A 20,653-nucleotide genomic window follows, 5' to 3' on the forward strand; every position below is an offset into this window, starting at 1 on the left:
ACCCCATACTCCGGGACCGGACAGTACGGCCCACGGGGAGGAAACCCATGACCACGACAGCGGCGGCGGCAGGCACCTGGCAGCTCGGCGACCTGACGGTGAACCGGCTCGGCTACGGCGCGATGCGGTTGACCGGCAACGGCATGATGGGCAACTCCGACGGCGCCCCGATCGACCGCGACTTCGCCGTCCGGCTCCTGCACACCGCGTTCGAGCAGGGCGTGAACCACGTCGACACGGCCTCCTTCTACTTCTCGCCGCGGCGCTCCGCCAACGAGTTGATCAACCGGGCACTCGACTCCTGGCGGGGCCACGACGTGGTGGTGGCCACCAAGGTCGGCCCCGGGCGCACCCCGTCCGGCGAGTGGCGGACCATGGCCCGGCCGGACGAGCTGCGCGGCCAGGTCGAGGAGAACCTGCGCCAGCTCGGCCGCGACCACCTGGACGTCGTCAACCTGCGCCGCAACGGCCCCGACTGCGACTCGGTCGCCGAGCACTTCGGCGCACTCGCCGACCTCCGCGAGGCCGGGCTGATCCGGCACCTCGGACTCTCCAACGTCCGCCCCGAGCACATCCGCGAGGCGCGGGAGATCGCCCCCGTGGTGTGCGTGCAGAACTCCTTCGGCCTGGACTGGCGCCGCGCCGAGGAGACCGGCGTCCTCGGCCTCTGCGCCGAGCTGGGGATCGCCTTCGTCCCCTTCTTCGCCATCTCCGGCCTCCGGCGCGAGGCCGCCCCCGCCGCCGACCGGGACCACCGCATCACCACCGTCGCCACCGAACTCGACGCCACCCCCGCCCAGATCCGCCTCGCCTGGACCCTCCACCGCGGCCCCCACGTCCTCGCCATCCCGGGCACCACCAACCCCACCCACCTCACCGAGAACCTCACCGCCGCCACCCTCCGCCTGACCCCCACCCACCTCGCCCTGCTGGACGCCCCGACGGCCTGACCCACCCGGCGAGGCCGGGAGACGGCCACGCGGCGGGGCCGTCAGGACTTGAGGAAGTCGAGCAGGTCCTGGGTGAAGCGCTCCTTGTCGCCGGGCACCATGGCCAGGCCGTGCGACCCGCCCTCGTACACCTTGAGCACCGCGCCGGGGACGAGGGTGGCGGTCTTGCGGCCGGTGGCGTCGATCGGGACGACCTGGTCGTCGTCGCCGTGCGCCACCAGGAGGGGGATGTCGAACTTCTTCAGGTCGGCGTGGAAGTCGGTGTGGCCGAAGGCGTCCACGCATTCGACGGCGCCCTGGACTGTCTCGGCCATCGCCATGTGCCAGAAGGCGTCCAGGTTGCCCTGGGTGGCTCTGGTGTGGACGCGGTTGGCGCCGAAGAAGGTGACGGCGGTGTCCTTCCAGAACTGGGAGTGTTCGCGCAGGATGCCGGCCTTGAGCGAGTCGAGGACGCTGTCGGGCACGCCTTCGGGATTGTCGGGGCCCTGGACGAGCAGCGGGGTGATGGCGGACAGCAGGACGGCGGACTTCACCCGGGAGGTGCCGTGCCGGCCGATGTAGCGGGCGAGTTCGCCGCCGCCCATGGAGTGCGCAACGAGGGTGGCGTCCCGCAGGTCGAGGCTGGTGAGCAGGTCGTTCAGGTCGTCGGCGAAGGTGTCGAAGTCGTAGCCGTCCCAGACGGGGGTGGACCGTCCGTGGCCGCGCCGGTCGTGGGCGATGCCGCGGAATCCGGCGTCGGCGACGGCCTTCAGCTGGTCCTGCCAGGCGTCGCCGTTGAGGGGCCAGCCGTGCAGGAAGACCACGGGGCGGCCGTGGCCCCAGTCCTTGTAGAAGAGCTCCACTCCGTCGCGGGTCGTGCAGTGGGGCATGGGTGTCTCCGATCGGGTGCCTCGACATGGGCGGGATGCTCGCGCGCAGGGAGCGGCGGGCGCCTCGCCCATCAAGGCACGGCCGGGCCGGACCCGCACGGCGGCGGGGCCGACACCGGACGCACCGTCAGCTCATCGGCGGCACCCGCGCGTTCACGACGGCTCGACGCAGAAGACCGCCTGCCGGACCTGCCCGGCGCTCGGGGCGCCCGCGCCGTGCACCCGGATGTCGACGTGCTCGCCGGGCAGCAGCGTGGTCAGGCCACGGTCGGCGGTGGCGTCGGCGTGCAGGCGGTCGGGCTGCAGCAGCAGGTCGCGGATCAGCGTGCGGGCGGTGATCCGGACGTCCACCGCTCCGTCGCCGGCCGCCGTCACGTCGAGGTCGAACTCGGGCCGCGGGTAGGCGAATTCCTTGTCGGCGACGGGGAAGTGCACGGCGCGCAGACCGTCCGCGTCCGCCACCAGGTACTCCTTGGTCGCCCCCTGATCCGTCAATATCCCATCAGGAAGCGGGAGTTGGTGGACAGTGCGCGGCGGGACGGTGATCTCCTCGACGTGTTCGGCGAGCTGCCGCCCGGTGGTGTCCAGGCGGCGCAGCCGGAGGGTGGTGGTCCAGGGCTCGGCGGACTGGTTGACCAGGGCGGCGCGGGGTGCGCCGTCACGGTCGGCGGGCTGCAGGGTGAGCAGGCGGTCGGCGTAGAGGCGGCGCAGTTCGTGGTGCAGGGGCTTGCGGCGGCCGTCGCCGTCGACGGCGGCCCAGGAGGAGACCGGCCAGCAGTCGTTGAGCTGCCAGACGATGGTGCCGGCGCAGTGCGGCCAGTGGGAGCGCCAGTGTTCGATGCCGGTGGCGATGGCGCGGGCCTGGATCAGCTGGGTGAGGTAGTGCCAGCGGTCGAAGTCGTCGGGGACGTCGAAGTGGCGTTCCAGGCCGCGGCGGAGTTTGCCGTTGCCGTCGCCGGCCTTCTGGTGGTGCAGCATGCCGGGCGAGTCGGCGGCGAGCGTCTCGTGCGGGAGGGCGCGGCGCAGCGTGGCGTGGGCGGGCGGGGCCTGCCAGCCGAATTCGGCGACGAACCGGGGGACGGTGGCGCGGTATTCGGCGAAGTCCTCGCGGTTCCACACGTCCCAGGAGTGGTGGGTGCCGTGGTCGACGTGGTTGGGGTGGTGGTCCCAACTGCCGGACCAGGGGCTGCCGGCGCTGTAGGGCCGGGTGGGGTCGAGTTCGGCGACGATCCGGGGCAGCAGGCCGAGGTAGTAGCCCTCGCCCCAGGAGTCGCCGCGCAGCTTCTCCTCCCAGCCCCAGTCGCGGAAGCCCCACTGGTTCTCGTTGTTGCCGTTCCACAGCACCAGCGAGGGGTGCGGCATCAGGCGGACCACGTTGTCGCGGGCCTCGGCCTCGATCTCGCCGCGCAGTGGCTGTTCCTCGGGGTAGGCGGCGCAGGCGAACGGGAAGTCCTGCCAGACCAGCAGGCCGAGTTCGTCGCAGAGGTCGTAGAACGCGTCCTGTTCGTAGATGCCGCCGCCCCAGACCCGGATGAGGTCGACGTTGGCGTCGACGGCCTGGAGCAGGCGGGTGCGGTAGCGGGCGGGGGTGACGCGGGTGATCAGGGTGTCGTCGGGGATCCAGTTGGCGCCACGGACGAACAGCGGTTCGCCGTTGACGGCCAGCGTGAAGGGGGTGCCGGTGGCGTCGGGGGTGCGGTGCAGCTCGACCGTGCGGAAGCCGATCTGCCGCTGCCAGGCGTCGAGTCGGCCGTCGCCGTCGGCGAGCGTGACGGCGAGTTCGTAGCGGGTCTGGTCGCCGTACCCGCGCGGCCACCACCGTTCGACGTCGGCGGCCTCCAGGACGAGTACCGCGCTGTCGCCGTCGAAGACCGTCTCCGCCTCGGCGCCGGCGACGGTGGCGCGGGCGGTGAGCGGGCGGTCGGCGCCGCCGGCGGTGCGTTCGACGGTGAGGTGCACCTCGACCCGGCCGGTGGCGCCGTCGACGGTGACCAGCGGGCGGACGTCGGCGATCCGGGCGGTGGACCAGTGCTCGTACCGGACGGACTTCCAGATGCCGGCGGTGGGCAGGGTCGGGCCCCAGTCCCAGCCGAAGCTGCTGGCCATCTTGCGGATGTACTGGAACGGCTCGGGGTACTCGTTGGGCCGCTCGCCGACGATCCCGCGGACTCGTTCGGCCTCCGCGTAGGCGCTGGTGAAACGCACCGTCAGCGGCCCGCCGAGCCCGGTGGCGTCGAAGCGGTACCGGCGGTGCATGTTCCGGGTGGCGCCGAGCACGGTGTCGCCGAGGGTGACGGTGGCGACGGTGTCCAGGCCGTCGAAGACCAGGTCGGTGCGTTCGTGGGTGCTGCCGTGCGCGGGCAGGTCGAGGCTGTACGTCCAGTCGCGGCGGCCGATCCAGGCCACCTCCAGCTCGTTGGCGTCGAGGTACGGGTCGGGGATCCGACCGGCCGCCAGCAGGTCGGTGTGCACGCAGCCGGGCACGGTGGCGGGCACCAACTCCCCGTCGTGGTGCAGGTTCCAGCCCTGGTCGAGCGGGGTGGTGTCCTTCATCTGTGCGGCTCCTCGGTGCGGATGTGCGACGCGTGCAGCACCGTAGCCCCGCCCCGTCCGGCATGTCCACGAACCGGTTGCAGGCCGCCGGGCGCAGGTGGCGGTCAGGGCTCGCGGACCATCTCCGGGAAGCTCGCCGACGGCCCGTCCAGCAGGTGGTCGTCGTGGCCGCGCAGCCAGCGGTCGAAGAAGCTCGCGACGTACGTCCGGGTCGCGAGCACCGCCCGGTCGGGTCGGACCTCCCCGATGTCGCCGCGCAGCGCATCGGCGGAGATCGCGCCCTGGTCGGCGAGTTGCGGCAGCAGGGACTCGGCGTCGGTGTACGAGCCGTGGCGGGAGCCGTCGAGGGTGAAGTCCGCGTGCCAGCCGGTGCTGCGGTGCCACAGCGCGTCCCAGCCGGGCTGCTGCCGGTAGGGGCCGGAGTCGTCGCTCCGGGTGCCGAGCAGCAGGAACGGGCGGTCCAGGCCCTTCTCGGCCACGTCGGTCAGGTGGACGCCGGTCCTCCCGTCCGGGCCGGGGAAGTGCAGCTGCCCGTCCATGTTGACGGCCGCGGCGATCCGCGGGTCGTCGTGCATGGCCTGGAGGGCGGTGGAGCCGCCGCCGGAGTGGCCGACCATGCCGATCCGGCCGAGGTCGAGGGCGGCGCCGACGCCGGGCGGCAGGGCGCGGGAGGACTTCAGCCGGGCCAGCTGGTCGAGGACGAACCTGGTGTCGTCGACCCGGGTGTCGAGCATCTTGCGCAGCAGCGCGCCGACGTCGAGGTTCGGGTCCCTGGCCAGCTCGGGGAACACCGAGGTGGCCAACTCGCCGCCCGGGAGCGACACTTCGGACGCCTCCCAGGTGTGGTCGACGGTCACCACGACGTAGCCGCGCGAGGCCAGGTCCGCCACCAGGCCGGTGCCCCAGGTGCGCGGGTCGCCCAGCCCCGCCGAGTACAGCACCACCGGCCGGGGCCGGCCGGGCAGCGCGGGCACGTCGACGCGGGCGTGGGTGCGCACGCCCGACCAGTCGGTGCGGTCGGGCTCGAAGCCCTGGTTCATCCGGGTGACGCTCCCGGCGCTGCCGAAGTGCGCCCCCGCGTCGGGGGTCATGTACCGCGCCCGTTCGTCGCCGACCGCGGGACGGCCGGTCGGGTACCAGAGACTGATCATCAACTCCCGGGGCCGACCGGCCTTCCACGGATCCTCCCGGCCCGGGTCGACCAGGTGCACGCCGGTGGTGCCGACCGCGTACGGCCCGGTGGGCGCCGGCAGCGCCGCCGTCACCGGCTTCCCGACCGGCCCGGGCGCCACCGCCACCGCGCCGGGAGCCACGGCCACCCCCAGTGCCGCCGTCGCCGCCAGCACCACCGCCGCCATCGCCCGGCCCCGTTCACGCATCGCCCGTCCCCTTGCTCTCGTCCTCGGTGTGCTCCTCGGCACGGGAGAGAAGGTACGGGCGGGGCGGGGGTGAAACCGTCACACCGCGGAGCCAACTCGCCCGGTGCTACCCGGGTATGACAGTCCGGCTCCCGCGGCCCCCGGGCCCGAAAACCAGGTGCCCCGGCCGCCGCTCCTCCCTATGCTTCCCGCCGTGGACAGCACCCGGGCCGCGCGCCTCGTCAACGTCGTGGACGTCGAAGCCACCTGCTGGGACGGTGCGCCGCCGCCCGGCGCGGTGAGCGAGATCATCGAGATCGGCCTGACCGTCGTCGACCTGGGCGCCGGCACGCGCCTCGCCCGGCACCGGATCCTGGTCAGGCCCGTCCGGTCGGCGGTCAGCAGGTTCTGCACCGAGCTGACCGGCCTCACCCAGCAGGAGGTCGACCGGGGCGTGGGCTTCGCCGAGGCGTGCCGGCTGCTGGCGGCCGAGCACCGGGCGGGTGCCCGGCCGTGGATCAGCTGGGGCGACTACGACCGCCACCAGTTCACCCGCCAGTGCGGGGCCACCCGCACGCCCTACCCGTTCGGCCGCCACCACACCAACGCCAAGGCCGTCTTCACCGAGGCCCACGGGCTGCGCAAGCGCCCCGGCATGGCGCAGGCCCTGGAGATCGCCGGCCTGCCGCTCGAAGGCCGTCACCACCGCGGCGAGGACGACGCCTGGAACATCGCGGCCCTCGTCCTCCACCTCGCCGAACGCGACGCCTGGCCGTAGAACCGGTCGATCCAACGTCGGCCCTTCATGACGGGCGTGACGAGCTGTCATGTGGCCGGATCCAGCGGTAACCAATCCGATCATCCGAATCGTCATACCAGTCGGACGGCCTGCCAGCCGGGCAGCCGTGTACCGAGGGGACGGCGAGCGATGAGCGACGACAAGCGCAGCGGTGGTGGCAGGGGACGGGCGAGAACCGCTCAGGTCGCGGCGGTCGTGGTCGCGGCCGGTGCGGCCACCGCGCTCGTGGTGGGCCTGACGACCGGCGGCAGTCCGGCCCCGGCGCAGCAGTCGATGTCGGGGACGACTGGCACCGACACACCGCCGCCGAGCGCCGCTTCGAGTCCGAGCCCGAGTCCGTCCGCGACCTGGGACGGGCAGGTGAAGGTGCTCGGGGACGGGTCGACGTCCGACACGGGGCCGCAGCCGAACCAGTTGAAGATCGAGAAGCTGAAACCCGGGGAGAAGCCCCCGCAGTTCGTGGTGTTCTCCTGGGACGGCGCGCTGGAGAACGACGACCACCTGTTCTCCCGGTTCCGGAAGCTGGCGAAGGAGAACCGGGCGACCATGACGTTCTTCCTCACCGGGATCTACCTGCTCCCGGAGGAGAAGCACGGGCTCTACCGGCCGCCGCAGCACGATCCGGGCAGCGCCGCCATCTCCTTCCCCACCGACAAGCACGTGAAGGAGACGCTGGAGCAGCTGCGCGAGGCCTGGAAGGACGGCGACGAGATCGGCACCCACTTCAACGGGCACTTCTGCGGCGCGAAGGGCGGCGGGGACTGGAGCACCGACGAGTGGCGCAGCGAGATCGACCAGGCGTACTCGTTCGTCACCAACTGGAAGACCAACACCGGGTTCACCGACGAGGCGCCGCTGCCGTTCGACTACCGCAAGGACCTCGCGGGCGGTCGCGCCCCGTGCCTGGAGGGGCAGAAGAACCTGATTCCGGCCGCGAAGGCCCTGGGTTGGCGCTACGACGCGAGTTCGCCGGGAGAGTTCCAGGTCTGGCCGTCGAAGACCGGCGGGGTGTGGAACTTCCCGCTCCAGCTGCTGCCGTTCGGCAACTCCCAGGTGCTGTCGATGGACTTCAACTTCCTGGCCAACCAGTCCGGCGACAGCACCCAGGGCGACCCGAAGAAGTACAACGCCTGGGAGAAGCAGACCCGGGAGGGATACCTCGACGGGTTCGCCCGGGTCTACAACGGCAGCCGGGCGCCGCTGTTCGTCGGGAACCACTTCGAGACCTGGAACGGCGGCATCTACATGCAGGCCGTCGAGGACGTGATGAAGGGCGTCTGCACGAAGGAGGACGTGCGCTGCGTGTCGTTCAAGGAGCTCGCCGACTGGCTGGACGCCCAGGACCCGAAGGTCCTGGACCAGCTCCGCCGGCTCGATCCGGCCCAGGCGCCGGACTGGCCGACCTACCTCAAGTAGCGCGGCGCATCAGGGGCTTCACCCCACGGCCTTGGTGTAGGCGGCCCAGATCGCGGCCGGGGTGGTGTAGTCGGGGGTGGCCGGGTCGGCGCCGGCCACCCCGGTCAGCGGGAGGAGCGCCAGGGTCTTCGGGTCCATCCGGAACAGCGACACGGCGGTGGTGACCGGTCCGCGGTAGCCGACGAACCAGCCCGCGGTGCGGGCCTGGTTGCCGCCGGTCTTGCCGGCGGCGCCGGGGACGAGCTGTCCGACCTCCTTGCCGGTGCCGTCCTTCGCGGCCCCGCGCAGCGCGGTGTCGACCTCGCCGGCCACTGACGCGGGCACGGCCCGGACGGCGGCCGGCCGCCCGACGGCGAGTTCGGCGCCGTTGCGGCTGACCCGGTCGACGGAGTACGGGTCGGTGCGCATGCCCTGCCCGGCGAACGCGGTGTAGGCGTCGGCCAGCCGGATCGCGCTGGGCGTGGAGTTGCCCAGCGCGAAGCCGGGAACCAGGTCGCCCATGCTGTCGGGGAGCAGCCCGAACCCGAGCGCGGCCCGGCGGACGTTGTCGAGGCCGACGTCCATGCCGAGTTGCTGCATCACGCCGTTGACGGACTGTTCGACGGCGGTCCGCAGGCTGACCTGGCCCCAGTTGCGGTCGCCGTCGTTGGCCGCCTTGGCCTTCTTCCCGTCGCGCCCCCAGTACGGCCCTTCGGGGGTCTGCAGGTCGACGCCGTTGTCGCCGTTGTAGCGGGTGGTCGGCAGCACCGGCGTCCTGCTGCCCTGCCGTTCGCGTTGGACGCCCCGGTCGAGCCCGGCGGCGTACACCAGCGGGGTGAAGGCCGAACCGGCGGGCACGTTCGCGGTGTTGGCGTTGTTGAAGCCCTGCTTCAGGTAGTCGGGTCCGCCGTAGACTGCCAGGATCCGCCCGTCCGCGGCGACCGAGGCCGCGCCGAGGTGCACGTTCTGGTCGGCGGGGCGGTGGTCCGGGTCGAGGTTCTTCGCGGCGTCCTGGACGGCCTGGGTGAGCGCGGCCTGCCGGGGCTTCTCGAAGGTGGTGCGGATCTGGTAGCCGCCCAGGTCGAACTGGGCCGGGGTGATGTCCGCGTGGCTCAGCGCGTAGGCCTTCGCCAGGTCCACCAGGTAGCCGGTCTGCCCGCTCAGACCGGCCTGCTGCGGCGGGGTCTGCGGTTCCGGGAAGACGGTGTAGCGGGCCCGTTCCTCGGCGGACAGCTTCCCGATCCTGACCATCCGGTCCAGGATCCACGCCCAGCGCTCCACCGCGCGGTCCCGGTTCTCGCCGCCGAGCGCCGGGTCGTACAGCGACGCGCCCTTCAGCACAGCAGCCAGGAACGCCCCTTCGCTCGGGTCGAGTTGGGACACGTGCTTGCCGTAGTAGGCCTGCGCGGCCCGCTCGATGCCGTAGCTGCCGCGGCCGAACCAGCTGATGTTCAGGTAGCCGCTGAGGATGTCCTTCTTGTCGACCTGCTGATCCAGCTTGACCGCGATGAACATCTCGTCGAGCTTGCGGGAGAAGTTCTGACGCTGGTTCAGGTAGGCGTTCTTCACGTACTGCTGGGTGATGGTCGAGCCGCCCTGGGTGTCACCGCCGGACCCCATCCGGTAGAACGCCCGGGCGATCCCCTTCATCGAGATGCCGGGGTCCGAGTAGAAGTCCTCGTTCTCCGCGGCGAGCACCGCCCACTGCACGTGCTCCGGCACCTGCTCCAGCGGCACGTCCTGCCGGTTGACCAGGCCGGTGCGCGCCATCTCGGTGCCGTCCGCCCAGTAGAAGACGTTGTTCTGCTGGGTGGCGAAGGAGTTGAGGTCCTTGGGGACGTCCGTCCGCGCGTACATCACCACGGCCGCGACGGCGATCACGCCGACCAACCCCGTGGCCAGCAGCACCAGTTGACGCCATGACGGGAGCCAGCGCCGTAGCCCCCGGCGGCCGGTGCGCGGGTAGTCCGGCCGCAGTCTCGACGCCCGGCGCCGCCAGGTCCGACCCGATCCCGGCTCGGGCTCCGGCTTCGGTCTCGGCTTCCGGGCGGGCCGTCGCCCCGCACGCTCCGCCGCTCCGTCCGATCCCTCTGCCCCGACCGCGTCCCTCGGCTCGCCGGACACCATGCGTTCCCCGATCTGCTCGATTGGCAAATCTCTCCCGAAGCTTGGGACGTGCTGACCGGCCATCACGTCACGACCCAGCCGTGTGATGATCACCACGCCGCCGGTCGAAGCGCCCGCCCACCGTCTCTGGTAGCGTCGCGCTCTTCGCCGTTCGCACCGGCGGAGTCCCGTTGGCAGGAACCATGACGACCGCGCAGCAGCGCCTGCACCACGCCCTGGACGCCCTCGACACCTCCGGCCGCAGTGCCCACCCCGGCCCTCCGGTGGACGGCTGCGCACACTGCTGGACCGCCGAGGACCTCGCACTGCTGTCCGGGCCGCCGGACCTGCTGCCGAACGAACTGCTCCGCCGCGCCGCGGTGAAGAGCGCGGACCTCTGGTACGACTTCCCCACCCTGTACCGGCGCCTCGCGCCGCGCATCCTGCGGCAGTTGACGACCGGCGTGCTGGCCGACGGCGAGTTGATCGCCACCCGGCTGCGCGCCGCCGACTGGCGGAAGTGGCCCCACGCCGACCTGGTCACCGAGGTGCTGGACGCCTGGTGGTCCGCCACCCTGGAGCAGCCCGCACCGCCGACGCACGTGCCGACGGTCCTGGAGACAGTGGCCGCGACGACCGACACCCTCGCCCCCTGGCTGCGCACCTGGGCGGACACGGCCACCCCGACGGCCGACCGGCACCTCGCCGACGCAGTGGAGGGATGGCTGCACTGGGGCGAGGTGCTCACCCTGAAGTTCGGCTTCTACGGCGAGTTCGAGGCCGGCCCGGAGCTGACGGAGTGGCTGCTCGCCCTGCCGCCGGGGCGGATCCCGGTGGATCAGCGGTACTGGCTGGAGTTGATCGTCTCTCGGGAGAGTTGACCGCCCGTCAGGGGCGGATCTCGCCGGATCCCCGAGGGATCAGCGTGGTGGGCACCTCCAGGCAGGCGGGCGCGCCGACGTCGCCCGCCAGCCGGGCGAACAGGCGGCGGGCGGCGAGGGCGCCGAGGGCGGCCGGGTCCTGGGCGACCACGGTGAGGCCGGGGGTGAGCAGGTCGGCGAGCTCCAGGTCGTCGAAGCCGACCACGGCCGGGCGGCGCTCGGCAGGGAGGTGGTGCAGGGCGGCGAGGGTGACGCGGTTGTTGGCGGTGAACAGCGCGGTGACGGCGTCCGGTCCGGTGGTGAGGCGGCGCACCGCCTCGCCGACCCGGGCGCGGTCGGTGGGGCCGCAGTCCACCCAGCGGTCGTCCACCGGCAGTCCGGCCCCGGCCATCGCGGCGCGGTAGCCGCGTTCGCGTTCGGCGGCGGTGTGGATCGCCCGCAGGTCGCCGATGAAGCCGATCCGGCGGTGGCCGTGGGCGATCAGGTGCTCAGTGCCCCGGCGGGCGCCGCCCGCGTTGTCGCTGAGCACGGCGTCCGCGTCGATGCCGCCCGCGGGTCGGTCCAGGAACACCACGGGCGTGCCGGACGCGATCTCCGGCAGCAGGTACCGGTGGTCGTCGCCGGCCGGCACCACGATCAGCCCGTCCACCCGGCGGGCGCAGAACGCCAGCGCCAACTCCCGTTCCCGGTCGGCCTGTTCACCGCTGGAGCCGGTGAACAGCAGGCAGCCCTCGGCGGCCGCGACCTGCTCGACGGCCCGGGACAGCGCGGAGGAGAACGGGTCGCTGATGTCCTCCAGCACCAGCGCCACGCTCGCGGTGCGCCCGGTCCGCAGCAGCCGCGCGCTGTCGTTGCGCCGGAACCCGAGCGCCTCGATCGCCTCCCGCACCCGCTCCGCCGTCCCGTCCGTCACCCCGGACTCGCCGTTGACGACTCGTGAGACGGTCTTCAGTCCGACCCCGGCCGCCGCGGCGACGTCCTTCATGGTCGGTCGAACACCGGTGCGCAGTCGGACACCGGTTCGGAGGCTGCTCGTCATGCCACGGAGGATAGTGCGGGTACCCCCGGATCCGGCCCTCGACGGACGCCCCGGGCTGCGGCGACGCCTGCTGGACAACGTTGTCAAAGCGGGTCAGAATCACAGGACCGATCCGACGGCGCCCTGCCACGCACCACGGCGCTCCCCGTTCCACCTGCGGAGACGTCACCATGAACCATCACCCGGCAGGTACCGACGAAGCACTCCTCGCGGCGCTCGACATCGGCGGCACGAAGATCGCGGGCGGCCTGGTCGACCCCCGGGGCGCCCTGCTGCACCGGCTCCAGGTGCCCACCCCCGCGACCGGCGACCGGCATGAGCTGATGGCCGCCGTGACGCACGTCCTGGACGAGCTGGCCCGACGGCCCGAGTGGCCCCGGGTGCGGGCGCTCGGCATCGGCAGCGCCGGGCCGGTCGACATCGCCGCGGGCACCGTCAGCCCCGTCAACCTGCCCGGCTGGCGCGAGTTCCCGCTGCGCGCCGAGGCCGCCCGGCACCCCGCCGTCGGCGACCTGCCGGTGGTCCTCGGCGGGGATGCGGTCGCCATGACCGCCGCCGAGCACTGGCGCGGCGCGGCCCGCCCCTACCGCAACGCGCTCTGCCTGGTGGTCTCCACCGGCGTCGGCGCCGGGCTCGTGCTGGACGGCCGCCTGCACACCGGCACCACCGGCAACGCCGGCCATCTCGGCCACATCAGCGTCGACTTCGAGGGCCGCCCCTGCCCGTGCGGCTCCCGCGGCTGCCTCGAAGGGCTCGCCTCCGGCACGGCCATCGCCCGCACCGCGGCCGACAGCGGCTGGCGCCCCGGCCCCGACGGCGACACCACCGCGACCGGTGTCGCCCGCGCCGCGAAGTCCGGCGACCCGCTCGCGCTGGCGGCCTTCGACCGCGCCGCGCGGGCCCTCGCGGCCGGCATCGCCGCCACCGCCACCCTGGTCGAACTCGACGTCGCCGTGATCGGCGGCGGCGTCGCCGGCGCGGGCGACGTCCTCTTCACCCCCCTCGCCCGCCACCTCGCCGGCTACGCGACGCTCCCCTTCACCCGCCGGCTCGCCCTCGCCCCCGCCCGCCTCGGCACCGACGCCGGCCTGGTCGGCGCCGCGGCCCTGGCCCGCCACGCCCTGCCGGACGGAAACCGAACAGCATTCCGGAAATGACCGCCGGAGCCGGATCCCCGCGGTCCGTGTCGCGCCGGATCAACCACTTTCCGAATGCGCGGTGTTACATTCTGTATTGAATCGGCCGGTCGCCCGCCTTTGTTCCGTCGCTGCCGCCTGCCGATTCGCGAAAATTCCCTTCGGCTCGGGAGAGCATCAGCATGCGCCAGGCACCGTTGGAAGCCGCCGATATTGCACCGGGGCACATTGTCCAGTGGAATATCAGATCTTCGGGTGCGGCATGCGCGGACCGCCACGGCGAGGAATACGCCGGGAGCGCGTCGTTCAATCAGGACAAGCACCACTCGCTGATCGACGAGACCCGCAACAGCGAGGAGCCGCTGGCCTCCTGGCTCGCCGTCACCTTCGAGATCGAGGGGCCGCTCGACCAGCGGGCACTGGAGTCGGCGCTGCTCTTCCTGGTGCGGCGGCACCATGTGCTGCGCTGCGAGTTCCACCGCCTCGTGGGGGATTTGTCGTACGCGGTGCACCGGCCCGAGGAAATCGAACTGGAAGCCGTCGGCATGGGCGAATTCGACACGCCCCAGGAAGTCCACGCGTTCCTGACGGACAGCTTCCGGAAACACATCGACACCCTGGAGTGGCCCGCGTTCACCATGGGCGCCGTCGTCCGTGACGACGGCCCCACGACGGTCTACCTCGCATTCGACCACATCGTGTCCGACGGAATGTCGATGCCGAATGTCGTGCGGGACGTCCAGCTCGCCTACACCGCGTACTGCGACAGAACGGAACCGGACCTCCCGGAGGCGGGAAGTTACATGGAGTTCGCCCGGGAGCAGCGCCACCGGTACACCTCGATCGGCGCCGACGACGACCGCCTCGCCTACTGGAAGTCGTTCATCGCCCGGAACGGCAGCCTCTTCCCCCGGTTCCCGCTGGACCTCGGGACGGAGCCCAGCCGGCTGTATCCGGCGGTCAGCGACACCGCGACCCTGCTGGACGCGCGGCAGACCGCGGCGTTGGAGGCCCGCTGCGAGGAGGTCGGCGGGAAGTTCTTCATGGGGCTGTTCGCCGCGGTCGCGGTGGCCCTGCGCGAGGAGGGCGGGCCGGACGTCTACCGTGCGCTGATGCCGCTCAGCGAACGCGGCCGGGGCACCTGGCGGCACTCCCTCGGCTGGTTCGTCAACACCCTGCCCATCGAGTTCTCGGTGGCCGAGGAACTGGACTTCGCGCAGCTCGTCGCGGGCGTCCGGGACGGGTTCGCCGCGATGATGGAGAGCATCGACGTGCCGTTCGTCCGGGCCTGGGAGCTGCTCGCGCCCGAGCACTTCACCAGCCGCTGCTGGCCGTTCCCGGTGAACTTCCTCTCCTACATCGACATGCGCAAGTGCCCCGGGGCCGAGAACCACGCACGCTGGCAGCCGATGGCCCATGTGTGGGTGTCGCGGGTGAACGGCACCACCTCGTGGTTCCAGCGGGACGAGGACGGTCTGCACATCCACACCGTCCACGTCGACCTCCCGCAGGCCCACCGGACCATGGCCCGGCTCCAGCACACCCTGCGCGAGACGCTCCTGTCGATGGCCGCACCCGCGGCGGTTCCGGCCTGACGGCCCGCGACGGGCCGCGACGGGCCGTCAGGAACCGGCAAGCGCCGAAACCGCTTCGTCCACCGGCGAGTTGCCGCCGACCAGCTCCAGCGTGAGCCCGGCCGTCCGGGGCTCGTCGAGCAGCGCGGCGAGCACCGCGGCCACGTCGTCGCGCGAGACCTCCCCGCGCCCCGTGGCCGCGGCCAGCGTCACCCTGCCGGTGCCCGGCCGGTCGGTCAGGCCTCCGGGCCGCAGGATCGTCCAGTCCAGACCGGGACGGGACCGCACGTCGGCGTCCGCCGCCGCCTTGGCCCGCAGGTAGGCGGCGAACACCGGGTCGGTCCCCGCCGGCGGCTCACGGTCCGCCCCCATGCTGGACACCACGACGAACCGCCGCACCCCGGCCGCCTCCGCCGCGTCCGCGAACAGCACGCACGCCCCGCGATCGACCGTCTCCTTGCGTGCCGCCCCGCTGCCCGCCCCGGCCCCGGCCGCGAACACCGCCGCGTCGGCGCCCTCCAGGTGCCCGGCGACCTCGGCGACCGTCGCCGACTCCAGGTCGCACACCACGGGCTCGGCCCCCGCCGCCAGCAGCTCCCCCGCCTGCTCCGGCCTGCGGACGATCCCCGCGACCTCGTCCCCCCGCGCGCCGAGCAGCCGCTCCAGCCGCAGCGCGATCCGACCATGACCACCAGCGATGACAATGCGCATGCGCCCCACCGTATGCCCCGCCGATCACTTCCCGGCGGAGGGCGACCGCCCTTCCGCCCGTCCGGGTGACACTGCGTCAACTCCCCTTCGGCCACCCGCCGAGCTCGGCACCCAGTCGGCGGCCGAGACGACGAGCAGGTGCGCGACGGGGCCGCCCCGGGCCACCGGTCACGGTCGGTCCCTCCCTCAGGAATCCGCCCGATCCACCGCGTTCACGCCGCCCCTTCCCCCGCGCCGGGCTCGTCGAGGATCCGCTCCCAGAGCAGTGAGTCCTGCCAGCGGCCGTCGAGCAGGATCGCGGCGTGGGCGACGCCGTACGGGGTGAATCCGTTGCGGCGCAGGACCCGCTGGGAGGGGAGGTTCTCCAGGTGGGTGGAGGCCTCGATGCGGTGGAGGCCGAGCCGGTCCGTCATCACGGTCAGGGCGAGGGAGACGGCGCGGCCCGCGTGGCCCTGGTTCTGGGCGGTGGTGGCGATCCAGTAGCCGAGGGAGGCGCGGCGCAGGAACGGCTGCGGGAGGATGGTCGAGACGGTGATCTGGCCGATCGGCCGGTCGTCGGCGAGGACGACGCCGGGCCAGATCGTTCCGGCCTCGTGGCCGGTCAGCAGCCGGTCGATCCGTGCGGCTTGGCCCTCGGGGGTGAAGAACTCGGGGGGCTGGGCCGGTTCCCAGCGTCGGAACGCCTCGGCGTCCCGGGCGTAGTGGGCGGCGATCGGGGCGGCGTCGGCGGGCGCTATCAGGCGGATGCGGGTGCTGCTGGGCATGGGCTGCGTCCTCGTCACGGGCGGGTGGGCCGGAACCGGCAGCCTACGGCGGACGGCCCGCGGCCGGTGGCCGGCCGCGGGCCTCGGGCGGAGTGTCAACTGCCGTGCGCAGAAGACTCCGGGCGGGCGTTCTCGATCTGCTGGATGAGGCGCTTGAGCTGGGTGACTTCGTCCTGGAGGGCGCGGTCGCCGGCGGCGGTGAGTGTCAGCCAGGTGCGGGCGCGGCGGCCCTCGTAGCCTTTTTCGACCGCGATCAGGCCGGCCTTCTCAAGGACGGTGAGGTGCTGGCTGAGGTTGCCGGCGGTGAGGCCGAGCGCGGTGCGCAGGAAGCCGAACTCGACCCGGCGGGCCTGGTGGGCGACGGTGAGGATGCCGAGGCGGACGCGCTGGTGGACGACGTCGTCCAGGCCGGTGGCAGGGTGCTGTTCGACCTGCTCGGGCGGTTCGGTCATGATGCGGTGCGTTCCCGGGGTCGTTCGGCCAGGGCGAAGCCGAGGGCGCCGAGCAGCAGGAGTGCGCCGGGGACGGCGTACCGCGGCAGGGCGGACCACGGCGAGGTGATCGGGATGCCCGCCCAGCCGGTGCCGAGCGGGACCAGTTCGATGGCCAAGTAGAGCACAGCGAGCAGCAGCAGCACGCGGCTGCGTTCCACCCGGGCCAGCACCAGCAGCGGCAGCCCGACGGCCAGGGCGTCGCCCATCAGCCGTTGCAGGAGTCGCGTCGCCGGGGCTGCGGGGTCGAGGTGCAGGCCCCAGAGGTCGAGCGGCGCGCCGGGCTGCGGCATCCCGTTCCGGGTGGCCCAGAGCGAGGTGGCGGACACCGCGGCGAGCAGCGCGATGCCGGTGAGGACGTAGGGCCGGATCGCCGTGCCGACGCCGCGGTTGCGGGCCCGGCGGACGTAGAAGACGGCGGTGGCGAGGTAGGCGAGGGCGAGACCGATCGGCCAGTAGAGCGGCGAGCCCTGCCTGACGAGCGTGCAGTCGGCGCCCGCCGGGTCGCCGACGCAGGGGACGGTCAGCACCTGGTGGGTGAGGCGGGCGACCAGGATGCCGCCCGTCGTGAGGCCGCCGAGCAGCAGCAGTGGGAACCAGGTGCCGCGCTGCGCGGCACGCACCTTGCGGGTCAACTCGCCCAGTCCGGCGAGGACTTCGTGCGGGGTGCCGTTCACGGGCACCGATGCGTCTGTCATGCCGTCAGGTTTGCACAGCAAACCAATTGTGACAAGAGACCGTGCATCGCACCTCCCGCCCCCGGTGGGCGAGTTGGGCGTCGGCGTAGGCTCGTAGGTGCAGCCATCCGGGCAGGCAGGACGGAAGGAGCAGGCCATGACGGACCGCAAACCCCCGGGCGTCGCCTTCGAGAGCTGGGTCGACCGGCAGATCCGGGAGGCCGCCGAGCGCGGCGAGTTCGACGACCTGCCGGGCGCGGGAAAGCCGCTGGCCCACGAGGACCGGCCGTACCACGAGATGTGGTGGATCCGGGACAAGCTCGAACGCGAAGGGCTGAGCTCCCTGCCGCCCTCGCTCGTCCTGCGCAACGAGCTCCACGAGGCGCTCGACGCCGCCCGGCTCGCCCCCACCGAGGCGCTGCTCCGCACCCGGCTGGCCGAGGTCAACGCCCGCATCGACGCGGCCCTGCGCCGTCCGATCGACGGGCCGCCGCTCGGTGTCGCGCCGGTCGACGTCGAGGCCGCCGTCGCCGAGTGGCGCCGTGCCCGCCCGAGCTGAGCCTCCGTCAGGAACCGGCTGCCGCCACGCCGGCGGCATGGTCCAGGATGGCCGAATGGACGATCGAACCGTGCACTTGCGGCGGATGACGCCCACCGAGTACGAGACCGTGACGGAGCGGCGCGAGGCGGAGACGGCGCGGGAGCTCGCCGCCTTCCTGCCGGCGGAGCTCGCCCGGGAACGCGCCCGCGAGGGGACGGCGCGGTTCCTCCCGGACGGCCCCGACACGGCCGGCCACCACCTGGTGGTCGCGGAGGACGCCGCCGGCCGGGTGGTCGGCGACGCCTGGATCGGGCCGGACCCGCGCACGGCCGCCGGCGACGAGCACGCCGCCTGGCTCTACGACCTGCACGTGGAACCGGAATTCCGCCGTCGCGGCTTCGGGTCGGCGATCCTGCGCGCCGCCGAGGCATTGACCGCCCGGGAAGGCTGGACGGCGCTCGGGCTGAACGTCTTCGGCGGCAACGAGGCCGCGATCGCGCTGTACCGCGCCAACGGCTACCAGGTGGCGGCCATGGCGCTGCGCAAGACGGTCTGACGGGCGGTCAGCATCCGCTCGGGCCGCGGAAATCGGGATGACCTGCCGGACGGTGTCCGGTAGCGTGCGCAGCGTGGTGAGCCCCGAGTCGGACGAGGTGGGGGTCTGCGGCCCCGCCGTCGGCCCCTGAGCACCTGAGTCCGCCCTGCCTCTGCCCGCGCCGCCCCGAGGGCCGCGCGGTGCGGAGGAGTGCCCCGGGCTCCGGGTGACGAGACGGCTGTCCGTTTCCTCTCCTCACCTCGGAGTACCGTGCGATGCCTCTTGCCCTGTATCTGCTCGCCCTGGCGGTGTTCGCCATGGGCACCTCGGAGTTCATGCTGTCCGGCCTGCTGCCGGATCTCGCCGCCGAGCTCGGCGTCCCCGTCGGCACGGCCGGCCTGCTGACCTCGGCCTTCGCGGTCGGCATGGTCGCGGGCGCCCCGCTGATGGCGGCCCTGACGCGTCGCTGGCCGCGCCGCTCCGGGCTGTTCGGCGGCGTGGTGCTGTTCGCGGCGGCCCACGTGGTGGGCGCCACCGCGACGTCGTTCCCGGTGCTGTGCGCCGCCCGGGTGGCAGCGGCGTTCGCGAACGCCGGGTTCCTCGCGCTGGCGGTGACGGCGGCGGGCACGCTGGTCGGGCCCGAGCGGCGGGGGCGCGCCGTGGGCGTGCTGCTGTCGGGGACGACGGCGGCCACCGTGGTGGGCGTCCCGGCGGGGGCGCTGCTCGGTCAACTGCTGGGCTGGCGGGCCTCGTTCTGGGCGGTGGCGCTGCTCTGCGCACCGGCCGCCGTCGGGGTGCTGGTGGGCGTCCCCGCCGGGCGCGGGTCGGCGGACGGCCGTCCGGCGCTGCGCGCGGAGCTGGCCGCGCTCGCCCGGCCCCGGCTGCTGCACGTACTGCTGCTGGGCGCGCTGGTGAACGCCGGGACGTTCGCCGCGTTCACCTTCCTCGCCCCCGTGGTGACCGGCCCGGCCGGGCTCGGCCGGGGCTGGGTGCCGGTGGTGCTGGTGCTGTTCGGCCTCGGCACGGTGCTCGGCATCAACGTCGCCGGGCGGCTCGCCGACCGCCAGCCGCTGCGGCTGCTCGCCGTGGCGGGCCCGCTGCTGCCGCTCGGCTGGGCGGCACTGGCCGCGCTGGCGGACCGCCCGGCCGCACTGCCGGCCCTGGTGCCGCTGCTCGGCGCCCTCTCCTTCGCCGTCGGCGGGACGCTGATCACCCGCGCCCTGGCCACCGCCGCCACCGACGCGCCCACCATGGCCGGGGCGTACGCGACGGCCGCCCTCAACCTCGGCGCCGCCGCCGGCCCCCTGCTCGCCGCCGCCACCCTCCCCTCCCCCACCGGCCCCCTGTACGCCGCCACCGCCCTCACCGCCGCCGCGCTCCTGCTCGGCCCGACCCTCCGCGAACGGCCTCCGGCCCGGACCGCCGCCTGACCGCCCGCCGCCCTCGCCCTCCTCCTCGCCCTCGTCCCTGGACTACTGGAAGCCGCCGCTGCTCTGCAGGAGTTGGCCGTTGATCCACTGGCCGGACGAGGAGCAGAGGAAGTCGATCAGGCGGGCCGCGTCCTGCGGGGTGCCGAGGCGGCCGAGGGGGGTGTGGGCGAGGACGTCGGCGCGGACGGCGTCGTTCATCCAGCCGGTGTCGGTGGGGCCGGGGTCGACCGCGTTGGCGGTGATGCCGAGGTGGGCGAGTTCGCGGGCGGCGGCGAGGGTGATCCGGTCGAGGGCGCCCTTGCTGGCGCCGTAGGGCAGGTTGCCGACGGTGTGGCCACTGGTGAGGGCGACGATCCGGCCGGTGCCGAACGGGCCGGCGAAGCGCAGCCCGAACTCGCGGATCAGCAGCCAGCCGGCCCGGGCGTTGACGGCGAAGTGCCGGTCGAAGCTGTCCAGGGTGGTGTCGAGCAGCCCGGAGTCGACGGATTCGGCGTGGCTCATCACCAGCGCGGTGACGGGCCCGAGTTCGGCCGTCACCCGGTCGAACAGCCGGGCGGGCGTCCCGGGGTCGGCGAGGTCGGCGGGCACCGCGAGCTGCCGGGCGCCGTGCGCGCGGAGCGCCGCGCCGACGGTCTCGACGGCGTCCGGCTCGACGCCCCAGGGCATCCGGGTGTCGTACGGCGTCCAGTGGGTGTGCGCGATGTCCCAACCGGAGGCGGCGAGTTGCTCGGCGATCGCGGCGCCGATGCCGACCGTCCGGCCGACTCCCGTCACCAGGGCGACGGGACGGGCGGCGGTGTGCTGCTGATCGGTCTTCATCGCCGCCGATCCTGTCGGGCGTCGG

The 20,653-nt window shown here is 73.3% G+C and carries 19 protein-coding genes; 9 read left to right on the top strand and 10 right to left on the bottom strand.

Translation table 11 applies throughout. The features are described 5' to 3' along the window. Window positions 1–47: 47 nt before the first annotated feature. Window positions 48–950, top strand: coding sequence for an aldo/keto reductase (locus IEZ12_RS10870; RefSeq protein WP_189271815.1), 903 nt, complete (start codon window positions 48–50; stop codon window positions 948–950). 41 nt (window positions 951–991) lie between these two features. Here IEZ12_RS10870 and IEZ12_RS10875 read toward each other — a convergent pair whose 3' ends face one another. From IEZ12_RS10875 to IEZ12_RS10885, 3 genes are all read right to left on the bottom strand, one after another. Continuing rightward, window positions 992–1,819 (bottom strand): alpha/beta fold hydrolase, encoded by an 828-nt coding sequence (locus IEZ12_RS10875; protein WP_189271816.1) that lies wholly within the window; start codon window positions 1,817–1,819, stop codon window positions 992–994. 153 nt (window positions 1,820–1,972) lie between these two features. Further along, complete coding sequence (locus tag IEZ12_RS10880) at window positions 1,973–4,372, bottom strand: glycoside hydrolase family 2 protein (RefSeq protein ID WP_189271817.1); 2,400 nt, start codon at window positions 4,370–4,372, stop codon at window positions 1,973–1,975. A gap of 104 nt (window positions 4,373–4,476) precedes the next feature. Next, entirely contained in the window at window positions 4,477–5,751 is a 1,275-nt protein-coding gene (locus IEZ12_RS10885; RefSeq protein WP_189271818.1) for an alpha/beta hydrolase family protein, read from the bottom strand. 193 nt (window positions 5,752–5,944) lie between these two features. Here IEZ12_RS10885 and IEZ12_RS10890 point away from each other — a divergent pair, with 193 nt between their 5' ends. Next, window positions 5,945–6,508, top strand: coding sequence for a 3'-5' exonuclease (locus IEZ12_RS10890; protein ID WP_229847418.1), 564 nt, complete (start codon window positions 5,945–5,947; stop codon window positions 6,506–6,508). Window positions 6,509–6,658: 150 nt separating this feature from the next. After that, entirely contained in the window at window positions 6,659–7,945 is a 1,287-nt protein-coding gene (locus IEZ12_RS10895; RefSeq protein WP_189271820.1) for a polysaccharide deacetylase family protein, read from the top strand. 18 nt (window positions 7,946–7,963) lie between these two features. Here IEZ12_RS10895 and IEZ12_RS10900 read toward each other — a convergent pair whose 3' ends face one another. Next, a complete protein-coding gene (locus tag IEZ12_RS10900) occupies window positions 7,964–9,832 on the bottom strand; it encodes a transglycosylase domain-containing protein (protein WP_229847419.1) in 1,869 nt (622 codons plus the stop codon). Between the two features lie 401 nt (window positions 9,833–10,233). Between IEZ12_RS10900 and IEZ12_RS10905 the strand changes: the two genes are divergently transcribed. Further along, the gene (locus IEZ12_RS10905) at window positions 10,234–10,911 is read left to right on the top strand and encodes a hypothetical protein (protein ID WP_189271821.1); all 678 of its coding nucleotides are present in this window, start codon (window positions 10,234–10,236) and stop codon (window positions 10,909–10,911) included. Window positions 10,912–10,918: 7 nt separating this feature from the next. Here the strand turns inward: IEZ12_RS10905 and IEZ12_RS10910 are convergent, their stop codons facing one another. Continuing rightward, on the bottom strand, window positions 10,919–11,950 hold the full coding sequence (locus IEZ12_RS10910) for a LacI family DNA-binding transcriptional regulator (RefSeq protein ID WP_189271822.1): 1,032 nt from the start codon (window positions 11,948–11,950) through the stop codon (window positions 10,919–10,921). Between the two features lie 170 nt (window positions 11,951–12,120). On the opposite strand from IEZ12_RS10910, the gene IEZ12_RS10915 reads away from it, so the two are divergent. Continuing rightward, window positions 12,121–13,107, top strand: coding sequence for an ROK family protein (locus IEZ12_RS10915; protein WP_189271823.1), 987 nt, complete (start codon window positions 12,121–12,123; stop codon window positions 13,105–13,107). A 161-nt stretch (window positions 13,108–13,268) separates the two neighbouring features. Continuing rightward, window positions 13,269–14,681, top strand: a complete 1,413-nt coding sequence (locus IEZ12_RS10920) for a condensation domain-containing protein (RefSeq protein WP_189271824.1) — start codon at window positions 13,269–13,271, stop codon at window positions 14,679–14,681. Window positions 14,682–14,708: 27 nt separating this feature from the next. Here the strand turns inward: IEZ12_RS10920 and IEZ12_RS10925 are convergent, their stop codons facing one another. The 4 genes from IEZ12_RS10925 to IEZ12_RS10940 all read right to left on the bottom strand — a co-directional run bounded on the left by IEZ12_RS10925 (window position 14,709) and on the right by IEZ12_RS10940 (window position 17,324). Beyond that, entirely contained in the window at window positions 14,709–15,371 is a 663-nt protein-coding gene (locus tag IEZ12_RS10925) for an NAD(P)H-binding protein (RefSeq protein WP_189271825.1), read from the bottom strand. A 212-nt stretch (window positions 15,372–15,583) separates the two neighbouring features. Next, window positions 15,584–16,135 carry a GNAT family N-acetyltransferase gene (locus IEZ12_RS10930; RefSeq protein ID WP_189271826.1) on the bottom strand — a complete coding sequence of 184 codons (552 nt, stop codon included), beginning with the start codon at window positions 16,133–16,135 and terminating at the stop codon, window positions 15,584–15,586. 95 nt (window positions 16,136–16,230) lie between these two features. Further along, window positions 16,231–16,587 carry a winged helix-turn-helix domain-containing protein gene (locus IEZ12_RS10935; RefSeq protein ID WP_189271827.1) on the bottom strand — a complete coding sequence of 119 codons (357 nt, stop codon included), beginning with the start codon at window positions 16,585–16,587 and terminating at the stop codon, window positions 16,231–16,233. Continuing rightward, the gene (locus tag IEZ12_RS10940; RefSeq protein ID WP_189271828.1) at window positions 16,584–17,324 is read right to left on the bottom strand and encodes a hypothetical protein; all 741 of its coding nucleotides are present in this window, start codon (window positions 17,322–17,324) and stop codon (window positions 16,584–16,586) included. Before IEZ12_RS10940 ends, IEZ12_RS10935 begins: the two co-directional genes overlap by 4 nt. Window positions 17,325–17,460: 136 nt before the next feature. On the opposite strand from IEZ12_RS10940, the gene IEZ12_RS10945 reads away from it, so the two are divergent. The 3 genes from IEZ12_RS10945 to IEZ12_RS10955 all read left to right on the top strand — a co-directional run bounded on the left by IEZ12_RS10945 (window position 17,461) and on the right by IEZ12_RS10955 (window position 19,809). Next, window positions 17,461–17,862 carry a DnaJ family domain-containing protein gene (locus IEZ12_RS10945; protein WP_189271829.1) on the top strand — a complete coding sequence of 134 codons (402 nt, stop codon included), beginning with the start codon at window positions 17,461–17,463 and terminating at the stop codon, window positions 17,860–17,862. Window positions 17,863–17,917: 55 nt separating this feature from the next. Beyond that, window positions 17,918–18,400 (top strand): GNAT family N-acetyltransferase, encoded by a 483-nt coding sequence (locus IEZ12_RS10950; protein WP_229847420.1) that lies wholly within the window; start codon window positions 17,918–17,920, stop codon window positions 18,398–18,400. A 254-nt stretch (window positions 18,401–18,654) separates the two neighbouring features. Then, window positions 18,655–19,809 carry a Cmx/CmrA family chloramphenicol efflux MFS transporter gene (locus tag IEZ12_RS10955; RefSeq protein WP_189271830.1) on the top strand — a complete coding sequence of 385 codons (1,155 nt, stop codon included), beginning with the start codon at window positions 18,655–18,657 and terminating at the stop codon, window positions 19,807–19,809. A gap of 42 nt (window positions 19,810–19,851) precedes the next feature. Here IEZ12_RS10955 and IEZ12_RS10960 read toward each other — a convergent pair whose 3' ends face one another. Next, complete coding sequence (locus IEZ12_RS10960) at window positions 19,852–20,628, bottom strand: SDR family oxidoreductase (protein ID WP_189271831.1); 777 nt, start codon at window positions 20,626–20,628, stop codon at window positions 19,852–19,854. Window positions 20,629–20,653 lie beyond the last annotated feature (25 nt).

Origin of the sequence: Kitasatospora griseola, from assembly GCF_014648555.1 — a bacterium.
GTDB lineage: Bacteria > Actinomycetota > Actinomycetes > Streptomycetales > Streptomycetaceae > Kitasatospora > Kitasatospora griseola.

What these genes read in the sequence shown, in the direction of transcription:
- IEZ12_RS10930 (WP_189271826.1), bottom strand. Translation starts at nt 16,135, where the DNA reads ATGCCCAGCAGCACCCGCATCCGCCTGATAGCGCCCGCCGACGCCGCC.
- IEZ12_RS10925 (WP_189271825.1), bottom strand. Translation starts at nt 15,371, where the DNA reads ATGCGCATTGTCATCGCTGGTGGTCATGGTCGGATCGCGCTGCGGCTG.
- IEZ12_RS10940 (WP_189271828.1), bottom strand. Translation starts at nt 17,324, where the DNA reads ATGACAGACGCATCGGTGCCCGTGAACGGCACCCCGCACGAAGTCCTC.
- IEZ12_RS10950 (WP_229847420.1), top strand. Translation starts at nt 17,918, where the DNA reads ATGGACGATCGAACCGTGCACTTGCGGCGGATGACGCCCACCGAGTAC.
- IEZ12_RS10875 (WP_189271816.1), bottom strand. Translation starts at nt 1,819, where the DNA reads ATGCCCCACTGCACGACCCGCGACGGAGTGGAGCTCTTCTACAAGGAC.
- IEZ12_RS10885 (WP_189271818.1), bottom strand. Translation starts at nt 5,751, where the DNA reads ATGCGTGAACGGGGCCGGGCGATGGCGGCGGTGGTGCTGGCGGCGACG.
- IEZ12_RS10895 (WP_189271820.1), top strand. Translation starts at nt 6,659, where the DNA reads ATGAGCGACGACAAGCGCAGCGGTGGTGGCAGGGGACGGGCGAGAACC.
- IEZ12_RS10910 (WP_189271822.1), bottom strand. Translation starts at nt 11,950, where the DNA reads ATGACGAGCAGCCTCCGAACCGGTGTCCGACTGCGCACCGGTGTTCGA.
- IEZ12_RS10870 (WP_189271815.1), top strand. Translation starts at nt 48, where the DNA reads ATGACCACGACAGCGGCGGCGGCAGGCACCTGGCAGCTCGGCGACCTG.
- IEZ12_RS10960 (WP_189271831.1), bottom strand. Translation starts at nt 20,628, where the DNA reads ATGAAGACCGATCAGCAGCACACCGCCGCCCGTCCCGTCGCCCTGGTG.
- IEZ12_RS10945 (WP_189271829.1), top strand. Translation starts at nt 17,461, where the DNA reads ATGACGGACCGCAAACCCCCGGGCGTCGCCTTCGAGAGCTGGGTCGAC.
- IEZ12_RS10920 (WP_189271824.1), top strand. Translation starts at nt 13,269, where the DNA reads ATGCGCCAGGCACCGTTGGAAGCCGCCGATATTGCACCGGGGCACATT.
- IEZ12_RS10880 (WP_189271817.1), bottom strand. Translation starts at nt 4,372, where the DNA reads ATGAAGGACACCACCCCGCTCGACCAGGGCTGGAACCTGCACCACGAC.
- IEZ12_RS10915 (WP_189271823.1), top strand. Translation starts at nt 12,121, where the DNA reads ATGAACCATCACCCGGCAGGTACCGACGAAGCACTCCTCGCGGCGCTC.
- IEZ12_RS10955 (WP_189271830.1), top strand. Translation starts at nt 18,655, where the DNA reads ATGCCTCTTGCCCTGTATCTGCTCGCCCTGGCGGTGTTCGCCATGGGC.
- IEZ12_RS10905 (WP_189271821.1), top strand. Translation starts at nt 10,234, where the DNA reads ATGACGACCGCGCAGCAGCGCCTGCACCACGCCCTGGACGCCCTCGAC.
- IEZ12_RS10935 (WP_189271827.1), bottom strand. Translation starts at nt 16,587, where the DNA reads ATGACCGAACCGCCCGAGCAGGTCGAACAGCACCCTGCCACCGGCCTG.